This window comes from Polyangium spumosum (assembly GCF_009649845.1).
Taxonomy (GTDB): Bacteria; Myxococcota_A; Polyangia; order Polyangiales; family Polyangiaceae; genus Polyangium; species Polyangium spumosum.
Genome location: NZ_WJIE01000002.1, coordinates 563244 through 581134, shown reverse-complemented (window position 1 = coordinate 581134; position 17891 = coordinate 563244). Strand labels below are relative to the sequence as shown.

At 69.0% G+C, this 17891-nt stretch carries 15 protein-coding genes; 3 read left to right on the top strand and 12 right to left on the bottom strand.

Going from position 1 to position 17891, the window contains the following annotated elements:
- Positions 1–12: 12 nt before the first annotated feature.
- Complete coding sequence (locus GF068_RS08315; RefSeq protein ID WP_153818779.1) at positions 13–306, bottom strand: hypothetical protein; 294 nt, start codon at positions 304–306, stop codon at positions 13–15.
- A 209-nt stretch (positions 307–515) separates the two neighbouring features.
- Here GF068_RS08315 and GF068_RS08310 point away from each other — a divergent pair, with 209 nt between their 5' ends.
- Positions 516–1334 (top strand): hypothetical protein, encoded by an 819-nt coding sequence (locus tag GF068_RS08310; RefSeq protein ID WP_153818778.1) that lies wholly within the window; start codon positions 516–518, stop codon positions 1332–1334.
- An 87-nt stretch (positions 1335–1421) separates the two neighbouring features.
- On the opposite strand, the gene GF068_RS08305 is transcribed toward GF068_RS08310, so the two are convergent.
- The 4 genes from GF068_RS08305 to GF068_RS08290 form a co-directional block, all read right to left on the bottom strand.
- Entirely contained in the window at positions 1422–2696 is a 1275-nt protein-coding gene (locus GF068_RS08305; RefSeq protein WP_153818777.1) for a serine hydroxymethyltransferase, read from the bottom strand.
- The gene (locus tag GF068_RS08300) at positions 2693–4012 is read right to left on the bottom strand and encodes a dihydrolipoamide acetyltransferase family protein (RefSeq protein WP_153818776.1); all 1320 of its coding nucleotides are present in this window, start codon (positions 4010–4012) and stop codon (positions 2693–2695) included. The genes GF068_RS08305 and GF068_RS08300 overlap by 4 nt, the downstream gene beginning before the upstream one ends.
- 127 nt (positions 4013–4139) lie before the next feature.
- Positions 4140–4901, bottom strand: a complete 762-nt coding sequence (locus GF068_RS08295; protein WP_338046282.1) for a glutaredoxin family protein — start codon at positions 4899–4901, stop codon at positions 4140–4142.
- The gene (locus GF068_RS08290) at positions 4898–6916 is read right to left on the bottom strand and encodes an ABC-F family ATP-binding cassette domain-containing protein (protein WP_153818775.1); all 2019 of its coding nucleotides are present in this window, start codon (positions 6914–6916) and stop codon (positions 4898–4900) included. Before GF068_RS08290 ends, GF068_RS08295 begins: the two co-directional genes overlap by 4 nt.
- Before the next feature lie 103 nt (positions 6917–7019).
- Here GF068_RS08290 and GF068_RS08285 point away from each other — a divergent pair, with 103 nt between their 5' ends.
- On the top strand, positions 7020–7643 hold the full coding sequence (locus GF068_RS08285) for a hypothetical protein (protein WP_153818774.1): 624 nt from the start codon (positions 7020–7022) through the stop codon (positions 7641–7643).
- 294 nt (positions 7644–7937) lie between these two features.
- Complete coding sequence (locus GF068_RS08280) at positions 7938–9230, top strand: iron-containing redox enzyme family protein (RefSeq protein WP_153818773.1); 1293 nt, start codon at positions 7938–7940, stop codon at positions 9228–9230.
- Between the two features lie 91 nt (positions 9231–9321).
- Here the strand turns inward: GF068_RS08280 and GF068_RS46160 are convergent, their stop codons facing one another.
- From GF068_RS46160 to GF068_RS08245, 7 genes are all read right to left on the bottom strand, one after another.
- Complete coding sequence (locus GF068_RS46160) at positions 9322–10467, bottom strand: DUF4388 domain-containing protein (protein ID WP_153818772.1); 1146 nt, start codon at positions 10465–10467, stop codon at positions 9322–9324.
- A 7-nt stretch (positions 10468–10474) separates the two neighbouring features.
- The gene (locus GF068_RS08270; RefSeq protein ID WP_153818771.1) at positions 10475–11500 is read right to left on the bottom strand and encodes a two-component system sensor histidine kinase NtrB; all 1026 of its coding nucleotides are present in this window, start codon (positions 11498–11500) and stop codon (positions 10475–10477) included.
- Positions 11501–11579: 79 nt separating this feature from the next.
- Positions 11580–13334 (bottom strand): coiled-coil domain-containing protein, encoded by a 1755-nt coding sequence (locus tag GF068_RS08265; protein ID WP_153818770.1) that lies wholly within the window; start codon positions 13332–13334, stop codon positions 11580–11582.
- Positions 13335–13353: 19 nt separating this feature from the next.
- Complete coding sequence (locus GF068_RS08260; protein ID WP_170319360.1) at positions 13354–14016, bottom strand: OmpA family protein; 663 nt, start codon at positions 14014–14016, stop codon at positions 13354–13356.
- Positions 14017–14078: 62 nt separating this feature from the next.
- Positions 14079–14453, bottom strand: coding sequence for a roadblock/LC7 domain-containing protein (locus GF068_RS08255; protein ID WP_338046281.1), 375 nt, complete (start codon positions 14451–14453; stop codon positions 14079–14081).
- 186 nt (positions 14454–14639) lie between these two features.
- Entirely contained in the window at positions 14640–15056 is a 417-nt protein-coding gene (locus GF068_RS08250; protein WP_206079420.1) for a V4R domain-containing protein, read from the bottom strand.
- Positions 15057–15742: 686 nt separating this feature from the next.
- Positions 15743–17854, bottom strand: a complete 2112-nt coding sequence (locus GF068_RS08245) for an ATP-binding protein (protein ID WP_153818767.1) — start codon at positions 17852–17854, stop codon at positions 15743–15745.
- Between the last annotated feature and the right edge of the window lie 37 nt (positions 17855–17891).

The window sequence follows — 17891 nt, the reverse complement described above, 5'->3', positions numbered from 1 at the left end:
CGCGCCTCGCCGTCATCGCACGGTCACGCCGAGCTCCTCCATCTCGCGCTGGATGCAGATGCGCGCCACGATGAGCGCTCGGGCCCGGAGCGACTCGTCGAGGTGCGCGGCCGTGTTCGCGTCGTCGAGCGCCTCGCGTAACATGCCTCGCTCGAGGTTCGCGATGGCCCGGCAGAGGTGGTACTCGGCGCGCTCCGCCGCGATCCCCATCCCCGCGCCCGGCTTCAGCTCCTCTTCCAGGAACCACTGCGCGAACGTCCCGGGCGGAACGTCCGTCCCTTTCGCCCCCCCGCTCCTGTCGCTCATGAACTAGTATTTAAACTTACTTCGCCAAGTCGGGCAGGGGCCTGTCACGCGGGTCGTGCATGTGCGTGGGGACGAAAAATGGCTCTGGACGATTCGCTGTTGCTTGACGCCCGTCCAATCCGTCGGGAAGGCAGACGTAAGTTTCCCGGGCTCGCCCCGTTGATTGATAGGGTAGGACCCAGAATTCGCCGACTCTTGAGGAGGTCGCCTTGAATCGAACCATCGTTCTCTCGTCCGCGCTGCTCGTCGCGCTCGCGCTTGCGACCGGCTGCGAGAAGTCCGACGACTCTCAGCCGGCCCAGACGGCCGCCAACCAGCAACAACCGAACCCCTACCAGCAGCAGCCCTACCCGCAGCAGGGCTACCCCCAGCAGCAGCCCTACCCGGGCCAGCAGCCCTATCCGCAGCAGCAGCCGTACCCGCAGCAGCAGCCGTACCCGCAGCAGCAGCCGTACCCGCAGCAGCAGCCGTACCCGCAGCAGCCGGCCCCGCAGGGCACCACGCCGGCCCCGCAGGGCACGGCCGCGCCCGGCGGCTTCCAGCTCCCCCCGATCCCCGGCTTCCCCGCCCCGGGCGGCACCACGGCGCCTCAGGGCGGCGGCACGGCCCCGAGCGGCGCCCAGGCCCAGCGCATCGACCCGAACCTGGCGGGCGCGGCCACGTTGCCCCTCATGGCCTTCGCCAACCAGGCGGCCCCGGGCATGCAGCGCGAGGGCAACCCCGTCGCGGGCAACTTCTCCGAGGGCAGCGTCCTCGAGGAGCCGGTCAACCTGCAGCCGGGCAAGTGCTACACGGTGCTCGCCGTCGGCGCGGGGCCGAGCGAGGTCGACATCTCGCTCGTGGCCACGACGCCCGTCCCTGGCATGAACCCGGTCCTCGCGCAGGACAGCGGCGGCGGCCAGCAGGCCTCGCTCGGCGGCAACGGCAATTGTTACAAGTGGCCGTGGCCGATGGCGGGGCAGGCCAAGTACGTCGTCAAGGCCACGCGTGGATCGGGCGTCGTCGCGGCGCAGCTCTACGTGAAGTGAAGCCGAGCCTCTGATCGAGGCCCGAAAAGCGCGGGGGCGCCACTCGACGAACCGAGCCGGCGCCCCCGGTTTTTTGTGGGTTCGTGATCAGGACAGGATGCCGGGCGCGGGGAAGCTCTGGCAGAGCTCCTTCACCTCGCCGGCGATACGCGCGAGGCGCGCCTCGTCCTGCGGATGGTCGGCGACCTCGGCCATCCACGCCGCGATCCGCTCCATCTCCTTCGGGCCCATGCCGCGCGACGAGATCGACGGCGTGCCGATGCGGATGCCCGAGGGATCCATGGGCTTGCGCGGATCGTTCGGGATCGCGTTGTAGTTGCCCACGAGCCCGGCGCGATCGAGGGCCTTCGCGTAGGGCTTCCCGCCGATGTTCTTCGGCGTCATGTCGACGAGCAGGAGGTGGTTGTCCGTGCCGCCCGTGATCAGGCGGAAGCCCTTCGCCACGAGCGCCTCGCCGAGCACGCGCGCGTTCTCCACCACGCGCGCCGCGTACTGCTTGAACGACGGCTCCATCGCCTCCTTCGCGGCGACCGCGATCGCGGCCGTCGTGTGGTTGTGCGGGCCGCCCTGCAGGCCCGGGAACACCGCGCGATCGATCGCCGCGGCGTGCTCGGACTTGCAGAGGATGGCCGCGCCGCGCGGGCCGCGGAACGTCTTGTGCGTCGTCATCGTCACGACGTCCGCGATCCCGATCGGCGACGGATGCGCCCCGCCCGCGACGAGCCCCGCGATGTGCGCGATGTCGGCCGCGAGGATCGCGCCCACCTCGTCCGCGATGGCGCGGAACGCGGGGAAGTCGATCGTGCGCGGGTACGCCGTCGTGCCGCACCAGATGAGCTTCGGCCGGTGCTTCTGGGCGAGCTCGCGGACCTGGTCCATGTCGATGCGGTGATCGTCCGCGCGCACGCCGTACGGCACGCTCGTGAAGAACTTGCCCGTGATGCTGACCGTCCAGCCGTGGGTCAGGTGCCCGCCCGCGGGCAACCCGAGGCCCATGATCGTCTCGCCGGGCTTCACGAACGCGAGGTAGACGGCGAGGTTCGCCGGGCTGCCCGAGTACGGCTGCACGTTGACGTGATCGGCCCCGAAGACCTGCTTCATGCGGCCGCGGGCGAGCTCTTCGACCACGTCGATCTGCTGCTGGCCCTCGTAGTACCGCTTCTGCGGGTAACCCTCGGAGTACTTGTTCGTCAGGACCGACCCCGTCGCCTCGAGCACCGCGCGCGAGACGTAGTTCTCGCTCGCGATGAGCCGGATCGTGTCCGACTCCGCGCGCTCCTCCTTGCGGATGAGCTCGGCGATCTCGGGATCGACCTCGGCGAGCGGGCGGTGGCCCTCGGGTTTCGTGGTGGCGACGGTCATCCGACTTCGAACTCCCCGCGGCTCAAGAGATCAGCGACGCGCCAGAGGAACGAGTTTGCGAGCACGCCGTCCACGATACGGTGATCGTACGAGAGCGCCATGTACATCACCGGGTGGATGGCGATGACGTCCTCGCCGTCGCGCGTGACCACGACGGGCCGCTTCTTGATCTCGCCCATGCGCAAGATGCCCACGTTCGGCTGCGAGATGATCGCGCCGCCGAAGAGGTTGCCCTTCAGGCCCGGGTTCGAGACGGTGAACGTCGTGCCGGCGAGGTCGTCTGCCGTGGTCTTGCCCGCCCGCGCGCGCGTCGCGAGCTCGTCGATCTGCGCCGCGATGCCGCGCAGCGAGAGCTGATCGGCGTGCTTGATGCTCGGCACGAGCAACCCGCCCGGCGTCTCGACCGCGACGCCGAGGTTGATGTCCTTCAGCACGACGAACGAGTTGTCGAGCACGCGCGCGTTCAGATGCGGATGCTCGCGCAGCGCCCGGACCGTCGCGGCGCAGATGAAGGCGAGGAACGTGAGCGGCACGCCTTCCTTCTTGAAGCGATCCTTGTGCTGCTCGCGCAGCTTCGTGGTCGCGTGCAGATCGATCTCGGCCACCGTCACCACGTGCGGCGACGTGACCTTCGAGTAGGCCATGTGATCCGCCGTGATGCGGCGGCGGCGCGAGAACGGGATCACCTCGTCGCCCGGCCGCGGCGTGTACGGCGGCACCTTGTACGCGCCGTACCCGACGCCCGGGATCGGCGGGACGAACCCGCCGCCCGCCTGGATGAGCTGCGCGAGCCCCGGCGCGGCCGCGACCGGCTGCGCGGGCATCGCCGCGGGGGCCGGCGGAGGCGCGGCGGGCGCAGGCGGAGGCGTCGCGTGGGCCACGCGGCGCACGTCCTCGTGCGTGATTCGCCCGCGCTCGCCCGTCCCTTGCACCTGGCTCAGGTCGACGCCTTCTTCACGCGCGAGCTTGCGCGTCGAGGGCGAACCGAGCGGCTGCCCGGCGGGCTCCGCGGCCTTCGTCTCCTGCAGCGCGGCGGCCGGCACGGGCTGGACGGGGCGCGGAGGCTCTTGGCTGGCCGTCGCCGTCTCGTCGATGCGGCAGAGCAGCCCGCCTTTTGCGATCACCGCCCCTACGGGCGCCGCGATCTCCGTGACCCGCCCCGCTGCAGGCGCGGGGACCTCGGTGTCGGCCTTGTCCGTCGAGACCTCCAGGAGCGGCTGCTCCCGGGTCACGAAGTCACCAACACGCACGAGCCACTTGGACACCGTCCCCTCGGCCACGCTCTCGCCGAGCTGGGGCATGACTACGTCGATCATGGAGTTCGCTCCTGAAAGTCCCCGCTTTCGGGTCCGGCTTGCGGGGGGGCCGCTCGTATACGCCCGGCGCCTGGCGAGGGCAACGTGGGCGCACGCGATGGGCGACGATCTCCGCCCTCCGCCGCAGTCAGAGCGCGGTGCCCGACGAGGCCTTCGCGAGCGCGCGGTCGACGGCGCGGGTGCTGAAGCCCACGAGGATCTGCCCGCGAATGTCGATGACCGGGATGCTGCCGCCGCGCTGGCCCGACTTCTCGAGCTTGTCGCGCATCTCGACGGCGGCCTCGGGGCTCTCCTCCACGTCCTTCTTCACGACCCGCACTCCCTTGGAGCGCAAATAATCTTCGGCCTGGTGGCAGGGTTTGCACCAGTCCGCGCCGTAGATGATCACGGTCAGGTCGGAGCTCGTGACGGGCGGCTGTTGCATCGGCTTCGGCCCCTGCGTCCCGCTCGGCGCGCTGCTCGGCGAGGGCGGCGGCGGCGGCGGCGGGGCGATCTTCGCGAGGTACGCGCTCCGCCGCTTCTCCACCTCGGCCTCCCAGGCGCGCCGCGTCATCGTCCGCGCCGCGTACGTCCCGTCCTCGCGCTTCTTCGTCAGATCGGCGACGTAAAACAGGCCCTTCGTGCCCTCCTCGCGGTCGCTCACCACGACCCGCACGAGGGCTCGACCTTCCGCCGGCACGCCCGCGGGCTCGAGCTCGACGTGCATGTCGCCCTTCTCGTCGATCCACGTGAGCAGGAGGTTCGGCGTGTCGTCGCGGATCACGAGCGCCGGCAGCTCCTCCGTCGTCGCGAGCGGCGTCGTGCCGTCGTCTTCCTTCTTGTTCGAGCACGCGGCCGCGCTTTGCAGCGTCACGAGCGCGATCATCGCCAGGAGCGCCGCGCGCTTCACGCCGTCCTCCCTTGCTGCACGTCCTCGGCCGCGAGCTCCTCGCCGAGCGTCATCCACTCCGTCATCGCCGCGTCCACGCGCTTCGCGAGCGCTTGCTCCTCGGCCACCATCTTCGCGAGTTTCTCCCAGTCGCCGCCCGGGTCCCCCTTCAGCGCCTCGCGCATGCGCCCGAGCTCGGCCTCGCCCTTCGCGATCTCCTCCTCGAGCTCCTTCACGCGTTTTCGTTTCCGCTCGAGCGCCCGCGACGCCGCCTTCTCCGCCTCGAACGCGCGCTTCTTGTCGAGCGGCGACTCCGGCCCCTTCGCCTGCGTCAGCACCGTCGACGCGCTCCGCTTCACCGCGCGCTTCGATCGTCCGTCCTCCAGGGACCGCTCGTCCCCGTTCGCCTCGCCGTCCTCCTCGGGCGCGACGCTCGGCCGGGACAAACTCGCCTGGAAGTCACGGTATCCGCCGGGGAAGAGCTCGATCTTGCCGCCCGAGAACGCGCAGATCCGCGTGGTCACCGCGTCGAGGAAGCGGCGATCGTGCGAGACGAGCAGCACCGATCCCTCGAAGCTCGCGAGCGCCTCCTCGAGGATCTCCGCCGCCGGGATGTCGAGGTGGTTCGTCGGTTCGTCGAGGAACAGGAGGTTGCGCGGCTCGAGCAGGAGCTTTCCGAGGGCGAGGCGGCTGCGTTCTCCTCCGGAGAAGCCTTCGACTTTCCGCAACGTGTCGTCGCCGTAGAACCGGAACCGCGCGAGGTACTGCCGCGCGGCGTCCACGTTCATGTCCCCGCGCACGCTGCGGATCTCGTCGACCGCCGTCTTGTTCGGATCGAGCGAGCCGAGGTGCTGATCGAAGTATCCCTCGCAGAGGTTCGTCCCGCGCTTGACCTCGCCCTCGTCCTCCTCCGCGCCGCGGCCCGCGAGGATCTTCAAGAGCGTCGACTTGCCACACCCGTTCGGCCCGAGGACCCCGATCCGCTCGCCGCGCCGCACGAGCAGATCGAAGCCCGAGAAGAGCTGCCGACCGCCTCGCTCCGCCGCGAGCCCCCGCGCGTCGAGCACGATGTCCCCGCTGCGCGGCGCCTGCACGAAGCGGAAGGCCACCTTCTCCGCGCGCGCCCACACGTCCTCCGGCCGGTCGATCGTCTCCAGCTTGTCGAGCATCTTCCGCCGGCTCTGCGCCTGCTTCGTCTTCTGCCCCGCGATGTTGCGCCGGATGAACTCCTCGGTCTTCGCGACGAACGCCTCCTGTCGCTCCGCCAGCTCGCGCTCGCGCTCGAGGTCCTCCTCTCGCGCCTCCGCGTACCGCGAGTACGAGAGCGGATACACGCGGAAGCTCCGCCGCCCGAGCTCCATCGTGATCGGGCAGAGCGCGTCGAGGAACGCGCGATCGTGCGAGACCACCAGCATCGCGCTCGAGAGCCCCGCGAGGTGCCGCTCCAGCCACGAGATCGTCTCGATGTCGAGGTGATTCGTCGGCTCGTCGAGCAGGATCAGATCCGGCTCGTTCGCCAGCGCCACGCCGAGGTGCAGACGCCCGCGCTCGCCGCCCGAGAGGCTCCCGAGCGCGCGGCCCATGTCCTCGTGCGAGAAGCCGAGGTGCGAGGCCAGCATCTCGATCCGCCGCTCCAGCGTGTCCCCACCCGCGAGATGGTACCGATCCGTAACATTCGCCAGCCTGTCGAGCGCCTCCTTCGTCCCGCTCGCGGCCGCGTGGGACGCCTCGTCGAGCTCCCTCCGCAAGCCGAGGATCTCCTCGAAACCAGACAGGAACGCCTCGAGCACCGTGCCGACCTTCGGCAGCTCGTGCGACTGCCGGACGTACGCGACCCGCGTCCCGCGCTTGATCACCACCGAGCCCGCGTCGGGCACGAGCTCGCGCGCGATCAGCCGCAAAAGCGTGGATTTTCCTGCGCCGTTCGGCGCCACGAGCGCGGCCCGCTCCCCGAGGGCGATCGAGAACGTCACCCCCTGAAAGAGCTGATTGGCGCCGTAGCCGAAGCCGAGACCGGAGACCTGAAGGACGGTCATGGCGGACCGTCTTAGCATGTCAGGCAGGCCTCAACCCCCCAGCGGGTCAGGGGACGCCGGAACCTCGCGCCATCCGCCCCGAACCTGGATAGGATGTGCCCTGATGACGAACGCCACGGACCTCGAACCCACCGCCATGGCCTGGACCGAGGAGCTCGCGCGTGCGCTTCAAACACGCACGGCGTGGAGTCAGCTCGGCACCGTGGAGATCGTCGAGCACTCGGGCGCGGCCACGCTGGGTGGTGTCATCGATCGTCGCCTCATCCGCCTCGAGCAGGGCAAGCCCGTCGTGGAGACGCTGGAGAAGTGGCGCGGATCGGCCGACGGTCGCATCGTCGACAGGCTCGTCGTGCAAGCGAACACGATGCTGCTCCGACGCTTGCCGCCGGCGCGTATGGTCGAGCCCTTCGGCCCCGAGTGGCTCGCCGACTTCGAGCCCAAGGGGCCGATCGTCGTCCTCGGCACGGCCGCGGATCTCGTCCACGTCGTGCGCACGTTCCGCGACACGCCGCTCGGCGCGCGCATCCGCCCCTCGGCGGCGGATTGCCGCCCCGGCTCGCTCGTGGCCGTGGCCGGCGAGGGCCTCACGGCGACGATGGTGTGCATGGTGTCCCTGTCGATGACCCCGCAGGGCATTCACGTCGTCAGCGTCGTCGACAACAAATCCCGGACGAACGCGAAGCTCTCGCGCGCCGACGCCACGCTCGCCCCGCAGCGCCCGGCCTGAATGCCGGAACCGTGCTTCGACCGGCGCGGGCACGATTCTCACGTTTCGCGTGCGCCCACGCTCGACGGCGCCTCGATGTAGGCGCGTTCGTGGCGCCATTGCTGTGGTTTTACGCCAGCATCGAACTGCGTCGCGTGGATCGTCCGCTGGAGCGTCGATCCGTCTGTTTTCATGGGCAAGGGCTCTTGAAACGACTCGCGAGCCGCCCGCAAACGGGATACGTTCGACATGCTCCCCGTCAATACGGTGACGTGAGGATCTGCCTGATACATCCTGCCGATCGAGGAGAAGCATATGTCCGGAGAGGCGAAGCATGAAAGCAACAACGTGGGCTGGGATGCCATGCCGCCTTCATCACGCGCGCCGGCCTTCGTGGTGACGCCGGAGGGGACGAACGACCCCGATCGGAAGGGCGCCGAGGCGGCGCTGCACAACCTGAAGCAGGCCCAGGCGGAGCACCCGTTCTGGAGGAACCGCTTCTTCAAGGCGTGCACGGCCGGTCACCTGACGAAGGCCGATTTTCAATTCTTTTTCGGCCAGTACTACCTCTACAACCGGAACTTCACGCGATACCTCGCCGCGCTGATGGCGAACGCCGACAACGATTACCACCGCGCCAGGCTCTCGGAGAACCTGTGGGAGGAGGGCGGCGGCCTCGAGAAGGACAAACGCCACGCCGAGATCTTCCGCAAGTTCTTGCGCGACGCGCTCGAGATCGACATCGACAACACCGACTACCTCGACGCCACGCGCTTCTTCGTGCGCGAATTCCTCGATTTCTGCCTGCGCTCCCACCCCGCCGCCGGCTCCTCGTTCCTCTCGCTCGGCACCGAGGGCATCGTCTCGCGGATGTATACGATCATGGTCGAGGGCATGCTCAAGGCCGGGATCGCCGAGGAGCACCTGAGCTTCTTCCGCATTCACATCGGCTGCGACGACGAGCACGCGGAGACGCTCGAGGACATGATGGTGTCCTACATGCACACGCCCGACTGGTACAACACGTGCCTGTCGTCGATGAATTACGCGCTGAGCCTGCGCCACCGGTTCTTCGAGAGCCTCTACGACGCCCTGCAAGGCCGCAAGCTCCAGGGCGTGATGAGCCGCATCCAGGCGCGCCGCTCCCTCGCCCCGCAATACCCGGATCCCAGCCTGATCTGCTTCGCCTCCGGACAGCGCGGCGCCCCGCTCCACGAGGCCGAGGCCGAGCGCCAGAACGTGAAGGTCTCCGTCGAGCGAATCCCCTTCAAGTCGGAGATCATCGACACGCGCGTCGTCCGCATCCCGCCCGGCAAGCTCAACGAGCGGCACAAGCACGCCCACGAGATGATCCTCCACGTCGCGGAGGGCACGGGCCGCGTGCAGGTGAACGAGTCGACGGTCGAGGTGAAGGCCGGCGACACGATCTTCGTCCCGCGCTGGTCGCTCCACCAGACGCAAAATACGGGCGACGGCGAGCTCGTGATGCTCGCCTTCACGGATTACGGCCTCACGCGCCGCGCCTATCAGAACGAGCCTCCGGCGCGGCCCGCCCCGCGCCGCGAGGACGCCGCGGTCGCGCAGGCCGTCGCCGACGCCGAGGAGTGACGGCAGAAGCGCGCAAAACGACGATGGCCCGGCTTCGAGGAGCCGGGCCATTGTCATTGGGGGACCAACGATCGGAGGACGAACGTCCGCTTCAGAATCGCTTCGAGGGATCCTGATCGAGCTTCTTCAGGTTGAGCTCGATGCGGCGGTTGCCCGGATCGAGCTCCAGCGCCTGCTGCCAGAACTTGCGCGCGTCCTCGCGCTGGCCGTTGCGTAGCGCCGTGAAGCCCTGATCCATGAGCGACGCGACCTCCTTCTCCTTGAGGCGCGCGGCGATCTCCTCGGGCGTCTCCTCGGGCGGCGGCGGCGGCGGCGGCGGGGGAGGCGGGGGAGGTGGCGGCGCGAAGTGCTGCGACGAGGAGAGGTCACGCGGCACCGGCGGCGCGTTCAGCGCGTCGAGGCGCATCCGCGCGTTCGTCGGGATCTGCGCCTTCTGCTGGAAGCCCGGGTCCGGGCCGAAGTCCCAGTCGTCCTTGCTGCCCTGCTGCTGCGTGATGCGACCGGGCCGCACCGAGGGCCGCGGCGCGTCGTCGTCGGACGGTCCGAAGCGCGCCTTCTCGTCGAGCTTGCGCACGCCCTCCATGAGGATGTGCTGGTAGTCGCCGGTGATCGTGCGCTCGAAGTCCGGCGGGAACGGCGCCATGTTGAAGACGCCGTCCTCGACCGCGATCATCTCGTGCACCGCCTCCTCGCCGACGATGTTGTCCCAGACGGCGTGCACGATGTCGCCGTTCTGGATGAGGATCACGCCCGAGACCTGGCCGCGCGCGATGCGCAGCGCCGTCGTCTTGCGGCCGAGGCAGAGCATCTGGATGACGTCGACCGCCGAGAGCTCGGAGAGGCTGCCGAGCAGGCTGTCGCGCGTCTCCATGGCCTGCAGGAGCGCCGCGCGCAGCTCGTGCAGATCGAAGGGCTTGCGCATCAGCTTGAGGCAGCCGACCGCATGCGCCTTGTCGCGGATCGTGGCGACGTCGAACGCGGTCATCACGATCGCGCGCGTGTCCGGCGTCTCCACCGCGGCCCAGCAGACGAGGTCCATGCCGCTCATGCCGGGCAGGTGGACGTCGGTCACCAGGACGTCGATCGGCGTCTCGCGCAGGATCTGCCGCCCGACCTCGGCGTTTTTCGCCAGGAGGACGTCGTAACGATGGTTGTCCTGGTAAAGGAACCGATGGAGGGCGAGGACGATCCCGTCCTCGTCGTCGACGATCAGCACTCTGTGGCGTCGCTGAGCCATGGCTGTTCTACCTGCCGGTCATGATGGGCAACGTGATCGTGACGCACGTCCCCGAGACGTTTCCGCTCCGTCCGCCGATCGTGATCGCACCACCGTGGTCGGTCACGATTCGATAACATATCGAGAGCCCGAGCCCCGTACCCGTGGGCTTGGTCGTGAAGAACGAGTCGAAGACCTTGTCGACGATCTCCTCGGGGATCCCGCTGCCCGTGTCCTCGACACGCAGGACCATCCGCTCGTCCTCGATGCCCGCGTAGACCTTCAGCTCCCCGCCCTCCGGCATCGCGTCGGCCGCGTTGATGAAGAGGTTCAGGAGGACCTGCTGGAGCTGATCCTGATCGACCCAGAGCGGGCGGAGCAGGCCGTACCGCGTGCTGAAGTGGATGTTGTTGAGCCGCCCTTCGGCCGCGCCGCGCGCGCGGTTCACGATGCTCGCGAGCTCCGCCTTGCTGCGCCGGGGCGGCCTGTGGCGCACGAAGCCGAGGAGCTGGCCGAGCATGTTGTTCAGCCGGTCGATCTCGCGGTTGACCGCGTGTAGCGAGTCGCCGAGCCCGGCCTCGGCGGCCTCGTGCTCGATGGACTGGATGGTCGCCTTGATCGCCGCGAGCGGGTTGCCGATCTCGTGCGCGACCATCGCGCAGGCCTTGCCGACCTCGCTGAGCCGCTCGAGTTGCCTTCGTTCGGCCTGGAAGCGCTCGGTCTCCGTGACGTCGTGCATGGAGATGATCGTCCCGAGCCGGTTCGATCGGATGAGGCGGTAGCCGACGATGGTCTTGTTGCCCGCGTCGTCGAAGGCCTCGACCGTGAGCTCCTTCGTGCGCTGCGGGCCGTCGCGCCCGAGCTCGTTTTCTACATGCTCGAAGATCTTGTTGAGCAGGGAGGAGCCGCCGGCGCGGCGCGTGATCAGGTCGTCGGCGACGCGGTTCGTCACGACGACCTCGCCCCCCTCGTCCACGATCACGACACCCACCCCGATCTCGTCGAGCAGGGTGGTCCCCGATGAAAACGGCACGTTGGGGCGGTTCTTCCTCATGGTTTCGGGGAGGGAGGCGCAGCGGAAGCGCGTGGAATGATCCTGCTACGCCGCTCGCGCCACCCCCGCGGTCTCAACGTCAACCGTAACCAAAGAGCTTGGTCACCGTCTTCACGACCTTCTCCTCGGCCGGATCCGGCGCTTCGTCGCGGAAGCCGAGCACGCTCAGCGCGAGCGTCTCGTCTTCCCATCGCAGCCACCGCGTCCGCATGACCACGTTGTTCACGTCGAGGATGTGGACGATGTGCGGCTCGGCGATCGGCAGGAGGCTCCTCATCCGATCACTCACCTCGGAGACGACCGAGGCCGCGGCCGCGAGCTCGTTCTGATAACGAACCTCGCCTGCCGCCGCGATCACGAGGCCGCGCGTATCCGCGAGCACGACCGCGCGCCCGCCCGTCTCCTCGCGGAGCAGCGAGCTCATGCCCTCTTCGAGCAGCGTCTCCAGGCGTTTGTCCGAGTTGCGGAAGCTGATCGGCGCCTGGCTGGCCGGCGCCACGCTCGGCGGAGCCTTCTCCATGGAGCGCGCCGCCGTCATGGCGAAGGCCTGCGCTTCGAGGTCGATGATGCGACGGCGCATCTGCTTCGCCTCGAGCGCGATCGCCTCGAGCTCCTCGAGACGCCTGCGCAGGTCGCTGTTCTCGTTCGAGTAGTAGTCGAGCTCCGCGGCCTTCTGCTCGAGGACGCGGATCCGGACCGCCTGATCCGTGGTCTTCTTCTGCAGCGCCTCGTGCTCCTTCGGCGAGATCGCCGAGCGCTTGAGCACGTCGATCTCGCCGCGCAGGCGATCGACCTCGGCCGTGCTCGCGCCGCCGCCCGACGAAGCGTTCTTGAGCTTCGCCTCGAGGTCCTGCACCTTCGAGCGCGCGACACCGAGCTCCATGCCGAGCTTCGCCGCCTCGTTCGCGGCCTGCTGCAGCGTGGCGATCTGCGCCTGGAGCTGCGCCACCTTGGCCTTCTCGGCCGTGAGCTCCTGCGAGACCTTGCCCGAGTCGCCCGTGGACTTCTGCGCCGCCGCGAGCTTCTGCTCGAGGTCGCGCACCTTGGCCTTCTCCGCCTGGATGTCCTGCGCGAGCTTGCTCGTGCCTTCGGCCGTCTTCTGCAGCGCCGCGACCTGCTGCTGGAGCTGCGCCACCTTGGCCTTCTCGGTCGAGAGCTCGGCCGAGAGTTTGTCCGAGCCACCCTGGCGCGTCTTGAGCTGCGCGTTCTCGGCCGCGAGCTGCTCGGCCCGCTGCGCCGAAGCGCGGAGCTGCTGGGCCTGCGCCTGCGCGGCCTGCACCTGGGCGTTCGCCTCGGCGAGGCGGCGCTCGAGATCCTGCCGCGCGCCGTCGTCCCCGCGCCCCGCCTGCGCCTGCGCCATCGCAGCTTGCAGCCGTTGCTCGAGGTCGTGGGCGCGCGCGCGCTCGGCTTGCAGCGCCTGGGCGGCCTGATCGGCCGCGGCCAAGCGTTGCCGCAGATCGGCGTTCTCCTGGCGAAGTTGCGCCTCCGCGGGGGATGGACCACTCGCCGCGGCCTTCGCGCGGTTCACCTCCGCCTGGAGCTGGTTCACCTGCTCGCGGAGCCGCTGCGCCTCACCTTGGGCCTTCTGCGACGCCTCGGCGCGCGCTCGCTCCGCGGACTCGGTGGCCGAACGCGAGAGCTCGGCGTTCTGCTGCTGCAAGGCCGCAAGCTGGGCCTCTGCTTGCTGGCGTGCCTCTTTCTCGGCCTGGACGAGGCTCGGATCCGCGGCGGCGCCGTCCTTCGAAGGGAACGCCCTGCTCACGAGCAGGCCGGCCCCGAAAAACAGCCCGGCCCCTGCCGCGGAAGAAAGCCATATCGATTGGATCAGGTCCATTCCTTCCTCAAGTCCTCGGCTACCGCCACTCGATCTCGACGCGCCGGTTTCGGGCCCAGGCCGTCGGGGTGTTGGTGGGATCCGCGGGCTTCATGCCGCCCACGGCCTCGGTCGTGATCCTGGAGTGCGGGATGCCGTTCGCGTGGAAGAAGTTCTCCACCGCCGCGGCGCGCTTGCGGCTGAGCTCCAGGTTGTGCTCGCGCGATCCGAGTTGATCCGAATGCCCCCGGAGGTGGATGCGCAGGCTCGGGTTCGCCTTCAGCTGCTTGAGGACCTCGTCGAGCGTGCTCTTGGACGACAACGTCAAGAGGTTCGAATCGATCTCGAAGAGGATGTCGGAGACCGCCGCGGGTTTGCCCGTGGAGACCACGGGCGCCGGCGGAGGCTCCGCCGTGGGGGCCGGCGGAGTCGTCGCGACCGCCGAGACCACCGGCAGCGCGGAGGTCGTCGCCGTGGGCTCGGGGGCCGCGTTCGGCGGCTCGGGCGTGGGGGTCGGTTGCGGAGGCGGCGCGACGGCGACGCTCGGGGTCGGAGTGGCCGGAGGCCGAGGCGCCGAGGCCTTCGCCGAGGTCGTCCCCTCCGGCCGAGCCCCAGGCACATGGGACTGCTTCGCCTGCTCCTCGGCGTACTCGGGCGCGAGCTTGAGGTTGATCAGCCCGAGATCCGCGATGCCGAGGAGCAAGAGCCCCCCCAGTGCCAGCCGAGCGTTTCCTGTCGTGGATGCCATAACGATTCAGGCCGCCGTCATACGATCTTCGCCAGCTCGGTCACGCGACGGCGAATGTCGAGGAACACGAGGCCGAGCTTCGCGTCGGGCGTCGTCAGCACGATCAGCAGCGCATCCGCGCCGACCGCATTCAGGATGACGTACCCCTGGCGGCCACGCACGTACGTCTGCTCCATGGCGCCTCCCATGAGCTCATGAGCGATACGCTCACCGACACCGAGCAACGCGGCGGCCATACCGGACACCAACTCTTCGTCGATCTCGTTCGGGAGCAGCGAGGCGATGATGAAGCCGTCGGTGCTCACCATCGCCGACCCGATGATGTCGGGCGATACCGAACGAAGATTGCGAAGAATTTCCTGGATTTTTTCGACTCGACTTCCAGCTGCCACGTCTCCTCCTGTGCGGGCAAGCCGAGCCCGAGGACGTCCTCGAGCTCATGATTCAACCCGGGCGCCGCGTCCGGGACATGTCCTGTCCTCTCGCACGTCTCTCCCACGAACCTGGGCCACTTCTCTCGCGAGGCCCAGGGGAGATACGGCGAGGGCGAGGCCGCCACATCGTCGTGGCGGCGTCGTTCAGCCCAATTCGACCGTCACCTGGCAGGTGCCTTCGCCATTGGCGCCGCACTTCGTCTCGTACGCCTTCGGCTTCTTCTTGATGAGGATCTCGGTGATCCCAGCGACGAAGCCGACCTCGAAGTGGCAAATGCGTTTCGAAATGCTCGCCATGCCCGCGCAGGTGATGCACTCGTCCAGGTCCACCACGAGAAGCTTGTCGTCGAGCTGGCGGGGGATGAGAATGCCGATTCGTGAGTCGCGCACGAACTGGACGACCTCCTTGAGGTAATCGTCCGTGTTCGGCTTGTACAGCATCTGGCCGGCTTCTTTGCCGAGCTCCCTACCACCGTTCTGGAAAACGACCGCCGCCCCGCGCCCCAGCACCTCCTCCACGTAACCCGCGGAGAAGTGACGGAACACGCGAAAGACCAACAACGGAATGTCGTTCCCCAGAATCGGCCTGTGGGTCTGAGCGACTTCTTGGATGAGACCCATTAGAGCACCTCATTGTCCTTGGATTGACCTGGACTCACACCAACCTCCTCGTACATCGGACGGAACCCTGCACGGCCGGCGCGGGGACACCCGCCACCCGCCGCTTGCAAACACCCTCGCCCGGGCAGAGCCGCGGAGTGAACCGCGCGCCCGCTCGGCGGGGTAGAGGCAGAGTATACCGTCGGTTCGACCATCACGTGAAAAGTTGGCGGGATGTCCAAGCGTTGACGTTGCACCCCGGGGGCGTGTGCCTACGAGGTCGCGGAGGCCGGGCGCGGTCCATGGACCCGCCCCCGTGTTCCGCAGAAACCTTGAACCAAGGCAGGATAGACTGAAACGGACCCCGTTGCTAGCCAAGAAATCCCCGCCAAGGGGCTCCGGGCACCGCGAGGATACGCGGCATCGCACGCGATCACAAGAAACCAACAGCCCCGTGGATCCAGCCCGACAGACCCGATCGAAAAACCGGACGAACCGTAGGTCGAACCGCGGACGTTCGGCGATGTGATCTGTTCAGGTTGAATGGATTGCTATTTTAGAACACGGCACATGTGCGGGACTGTGCCGGATCGTGTGAGGATGGGCCGGGAAGAGACGAGGCCCGGGCAGGGGGGACGGGAACGACGTCAGGCAGCGACCGGCGGGAGCGCCTGGAACGTGGCCGCCAAGAGGTCGGGCGCAGGTAGGCAGACCGACGAAAGTCCACGCCTTGCGGCTGGCAACCACGAAGCAGGATCTCCGACGATGTTTTTCGACATCGCCTCGAGCAGGCGTCGTCGCAGGAGATCTTTCCGCCGATAGAAGCTCGCTCCGTGCTCGGCGTTGGCGTGCGGGACGTAACTCGCCAAGGAGACGTGTGTCTTCTCGTGCAGCATCAGATCCACGAGCGCCCCGAACGCCGCCGGATCGTCCTGCTGGAGCACCGACACGAGCAGCGCCCGCACCCGCGCCGAGGCGAGGTTCACGCTGATGCCACTGCCGTCCGTGTGCGCCATCTCGTCCGGGCCATAAAGATCCTGGTGCACCGAGACCGGCGAGGGCGTGAGCTCCGCCGCGATCGAGATCGCCGCGTCGATCCCCTCGAGCACCGTCATCGCAGCCGCGAGCGCGTCGACGCCCGGCACCGCCTTCGCCGTCGCGAGAAGCGTCTCCCGATCGATGCGCTGCATCGCGAGCGCACCCACACGCCGGCCTCGTCGATCCTGCGAGCTCGCCGCCGCCGCCGCCGCCGAGGTCGCGACGAGCCGCCGCCAGAGCGCGTCCGCGAGCGGATCGTCGAGCGAGACGTACGTGAGGCCCGGCCGCAGCGGCTCACCCATCGGCCGGAGCGTGCCCGCGCGATACGCGACGAGCAGGTGTCGCAAGGTCACGATGCGCGGGTGCTGCTCGTGCTCGTCGTCGATGCTGAGCACCCGGAGCGCCGGCGTGTCGAGCAAGGCGTCCGCGAAACGCACGACCTCTTCGGGCGCGGCCACCGTGGGGCGCTTCTGGCGACGCTCGGACTCGGGCGGCATCGAGAGCGGCGGCGGCAGGATCGTCGCGGCCCTGGCCGTGCGCGGGGTCTCCGTGAGCTCCTCGGGCGCGCTCGCCGCCGCAGGCTGCGTGGGCTGGCCCGCGAGCGCCGCGCAGAGCAGGCGATCGAGGACCGACGAGAGCCGATGATCCACGGCGCGGAGCAGCTCCCGATCGTAGAGCGCGTCGTGCAAGACGAAGCGCTCGAACGCCGCGATGAGCGCCGACTCGACGGCCGCCGCGGCGTGCGCCGCTGGCGCCGAGCGCCCCTTGTTGAGCGGCACCTCGGCGGGGAGCTCGACGACGATGCCGAAGCCCGCCGACACGATCGCCCGCGCGAGGTCGCGGTGCAGCGAGAGCTCGGGCGCGGTGAAGAGGTCCTGCCTCACCGCGACGAGCAGGCCTCGCTGGGTGATCGTGACGTGCGGCAAGGCGCCGTCGCCGCGGCCGACCCAGATGGAGAGCTCGCCCATGGGCCCCGTGTGCAGGCCGCCGACCTGCGCGCGCGCGACGCGGCGCATCCGCGTGCGGGCGACGTTGATGAGCACACCGTCGACGTAGATACGCGCGACGGCGGGATCGACGAACGACGCGGCCGCGGCGACCTCCGACGCGAGGACGGAGCGGCTGATCGGCTCGTCGAGCAGGAGCCTCACGGACGTGCCCGTCCAGCCCTCGACGTGCGGCAGCGGGCGGAGCGACCAGGCGAAGTCGTTGTAGGGCGGGCCCTTGCCGAGCGGCTCGACGCGCAGGAGGTGGCCCTCGGTGCGCGTGCGTGTCTTCACCTCGAGGCGCGGCGCGATCTCGAGCGCGCTGAAGAAGCCGATGCCGTGCTCGCCGATCGCGAGATCCTCGCCCTCCTTGCCGCTGCGGAACGGGACGAGCAGATCCCCGAGGACCTCGTCGGCGGTCATGCCGCGGCCACGATCGGTCACGATGATCTCGGTGCCGCCGAGCCCCGACTGCACGTCGATCGCAGCTCCGCGCGGCGAGGCGTCGAGCGCGTTCTGCACGAGCTCGCGCAGCGGCGCGATACGCGTGGCGCTCTGCGCGTAGATCGTGCGGGAGAGGATCCGCTCGGCGAGGTCGGGCACCGTCGCCTCTCTGCGGCAGGCCTCCACGATGCCCGGGCGGGACGCGCGGCTCGCCGCGAGGTAGGCCGAAGAGCGGCCGTGCACGCGCACGAGCAAGAGGTCCGAGAGACGGCCAGCGTAGACTTCGGTCATCGGTTCCCCCCCAGTTCCCCCTGAGCCGCGCCGACGA

Bases quoted from the DNA above. Each gene is read 5' to 3' on its own strand.
- GF068_RS08315 (WP_153818779.1), bottom strand. From the start codon at position 306: ATGAGCGACAGGAGCGGGGGGGCGAAAGGGACGGACGTTCCGCCCGGG.
- GF068_RS08305 (WP_153818777.1), bottom strand. From the start codon at position 2,696: ATGACCGTCGCCACCACGAAACCCGAGGGCCACCGCCCGCTCGCCGAG.
- GF068_RS08300 (WP_153818776.1), bottom strand. From the start codon at position 4,012: ATGATCGACGTAGTCATGCCCCAGCTCGGCGAGAGCGTGGCCGAGGGG.
- GF068_RS08290 (WP_153818775.1), bottom strand. From the start codon at position 6,916: ATGACCGTCCTTCAGGTCTCCGGTCTCGGCTTCGGCTACGGCGCCAAT.
- GF068_RS08285 (WP_153818774.1), top strand. From the start codon at position 7,020: ATGACGAACGCCACGGACCTCGAACCCACCGCCATGGCCTGGACCGAG.
- GF068_RS08280 (WP_153818773.1), top strand. From the start codon at position 7,938: ATGTCCGGAGAGGCGAAGCATGAAAGCAACAACGTGGGCTGGGATGCC.
- GF068_RS46160 (WP_153818772.1), bottom strand. From the start codon at position 10,467: ATGGCTCAGCGACGCCACAGAGTGCTGATCGTCGACGACGAGGACGGG.
- GF068_RS08270 (WP_153818771.1), bottom strand. From the start codon at position 11,500: ATGAGGAAGAACCGCCCCAACGTGCCGTTTTCATCGGGGACCACCCTG.
- GF068_RS08265 (WP_153818770.1), bottom strand. From the start codon at position 13,334: ATGGACCTGATCCAATCGATATGGCTTTCTTCCGCGGCAGGGGCCGGG.
- GF068_RS08245 (WP_153818767.1), bottom strand. From the start codon at position 17,854: ATGACCGAAGTCTACGCTGGCCGTCTCTCGGACCTCTTGCTCGTGCGC.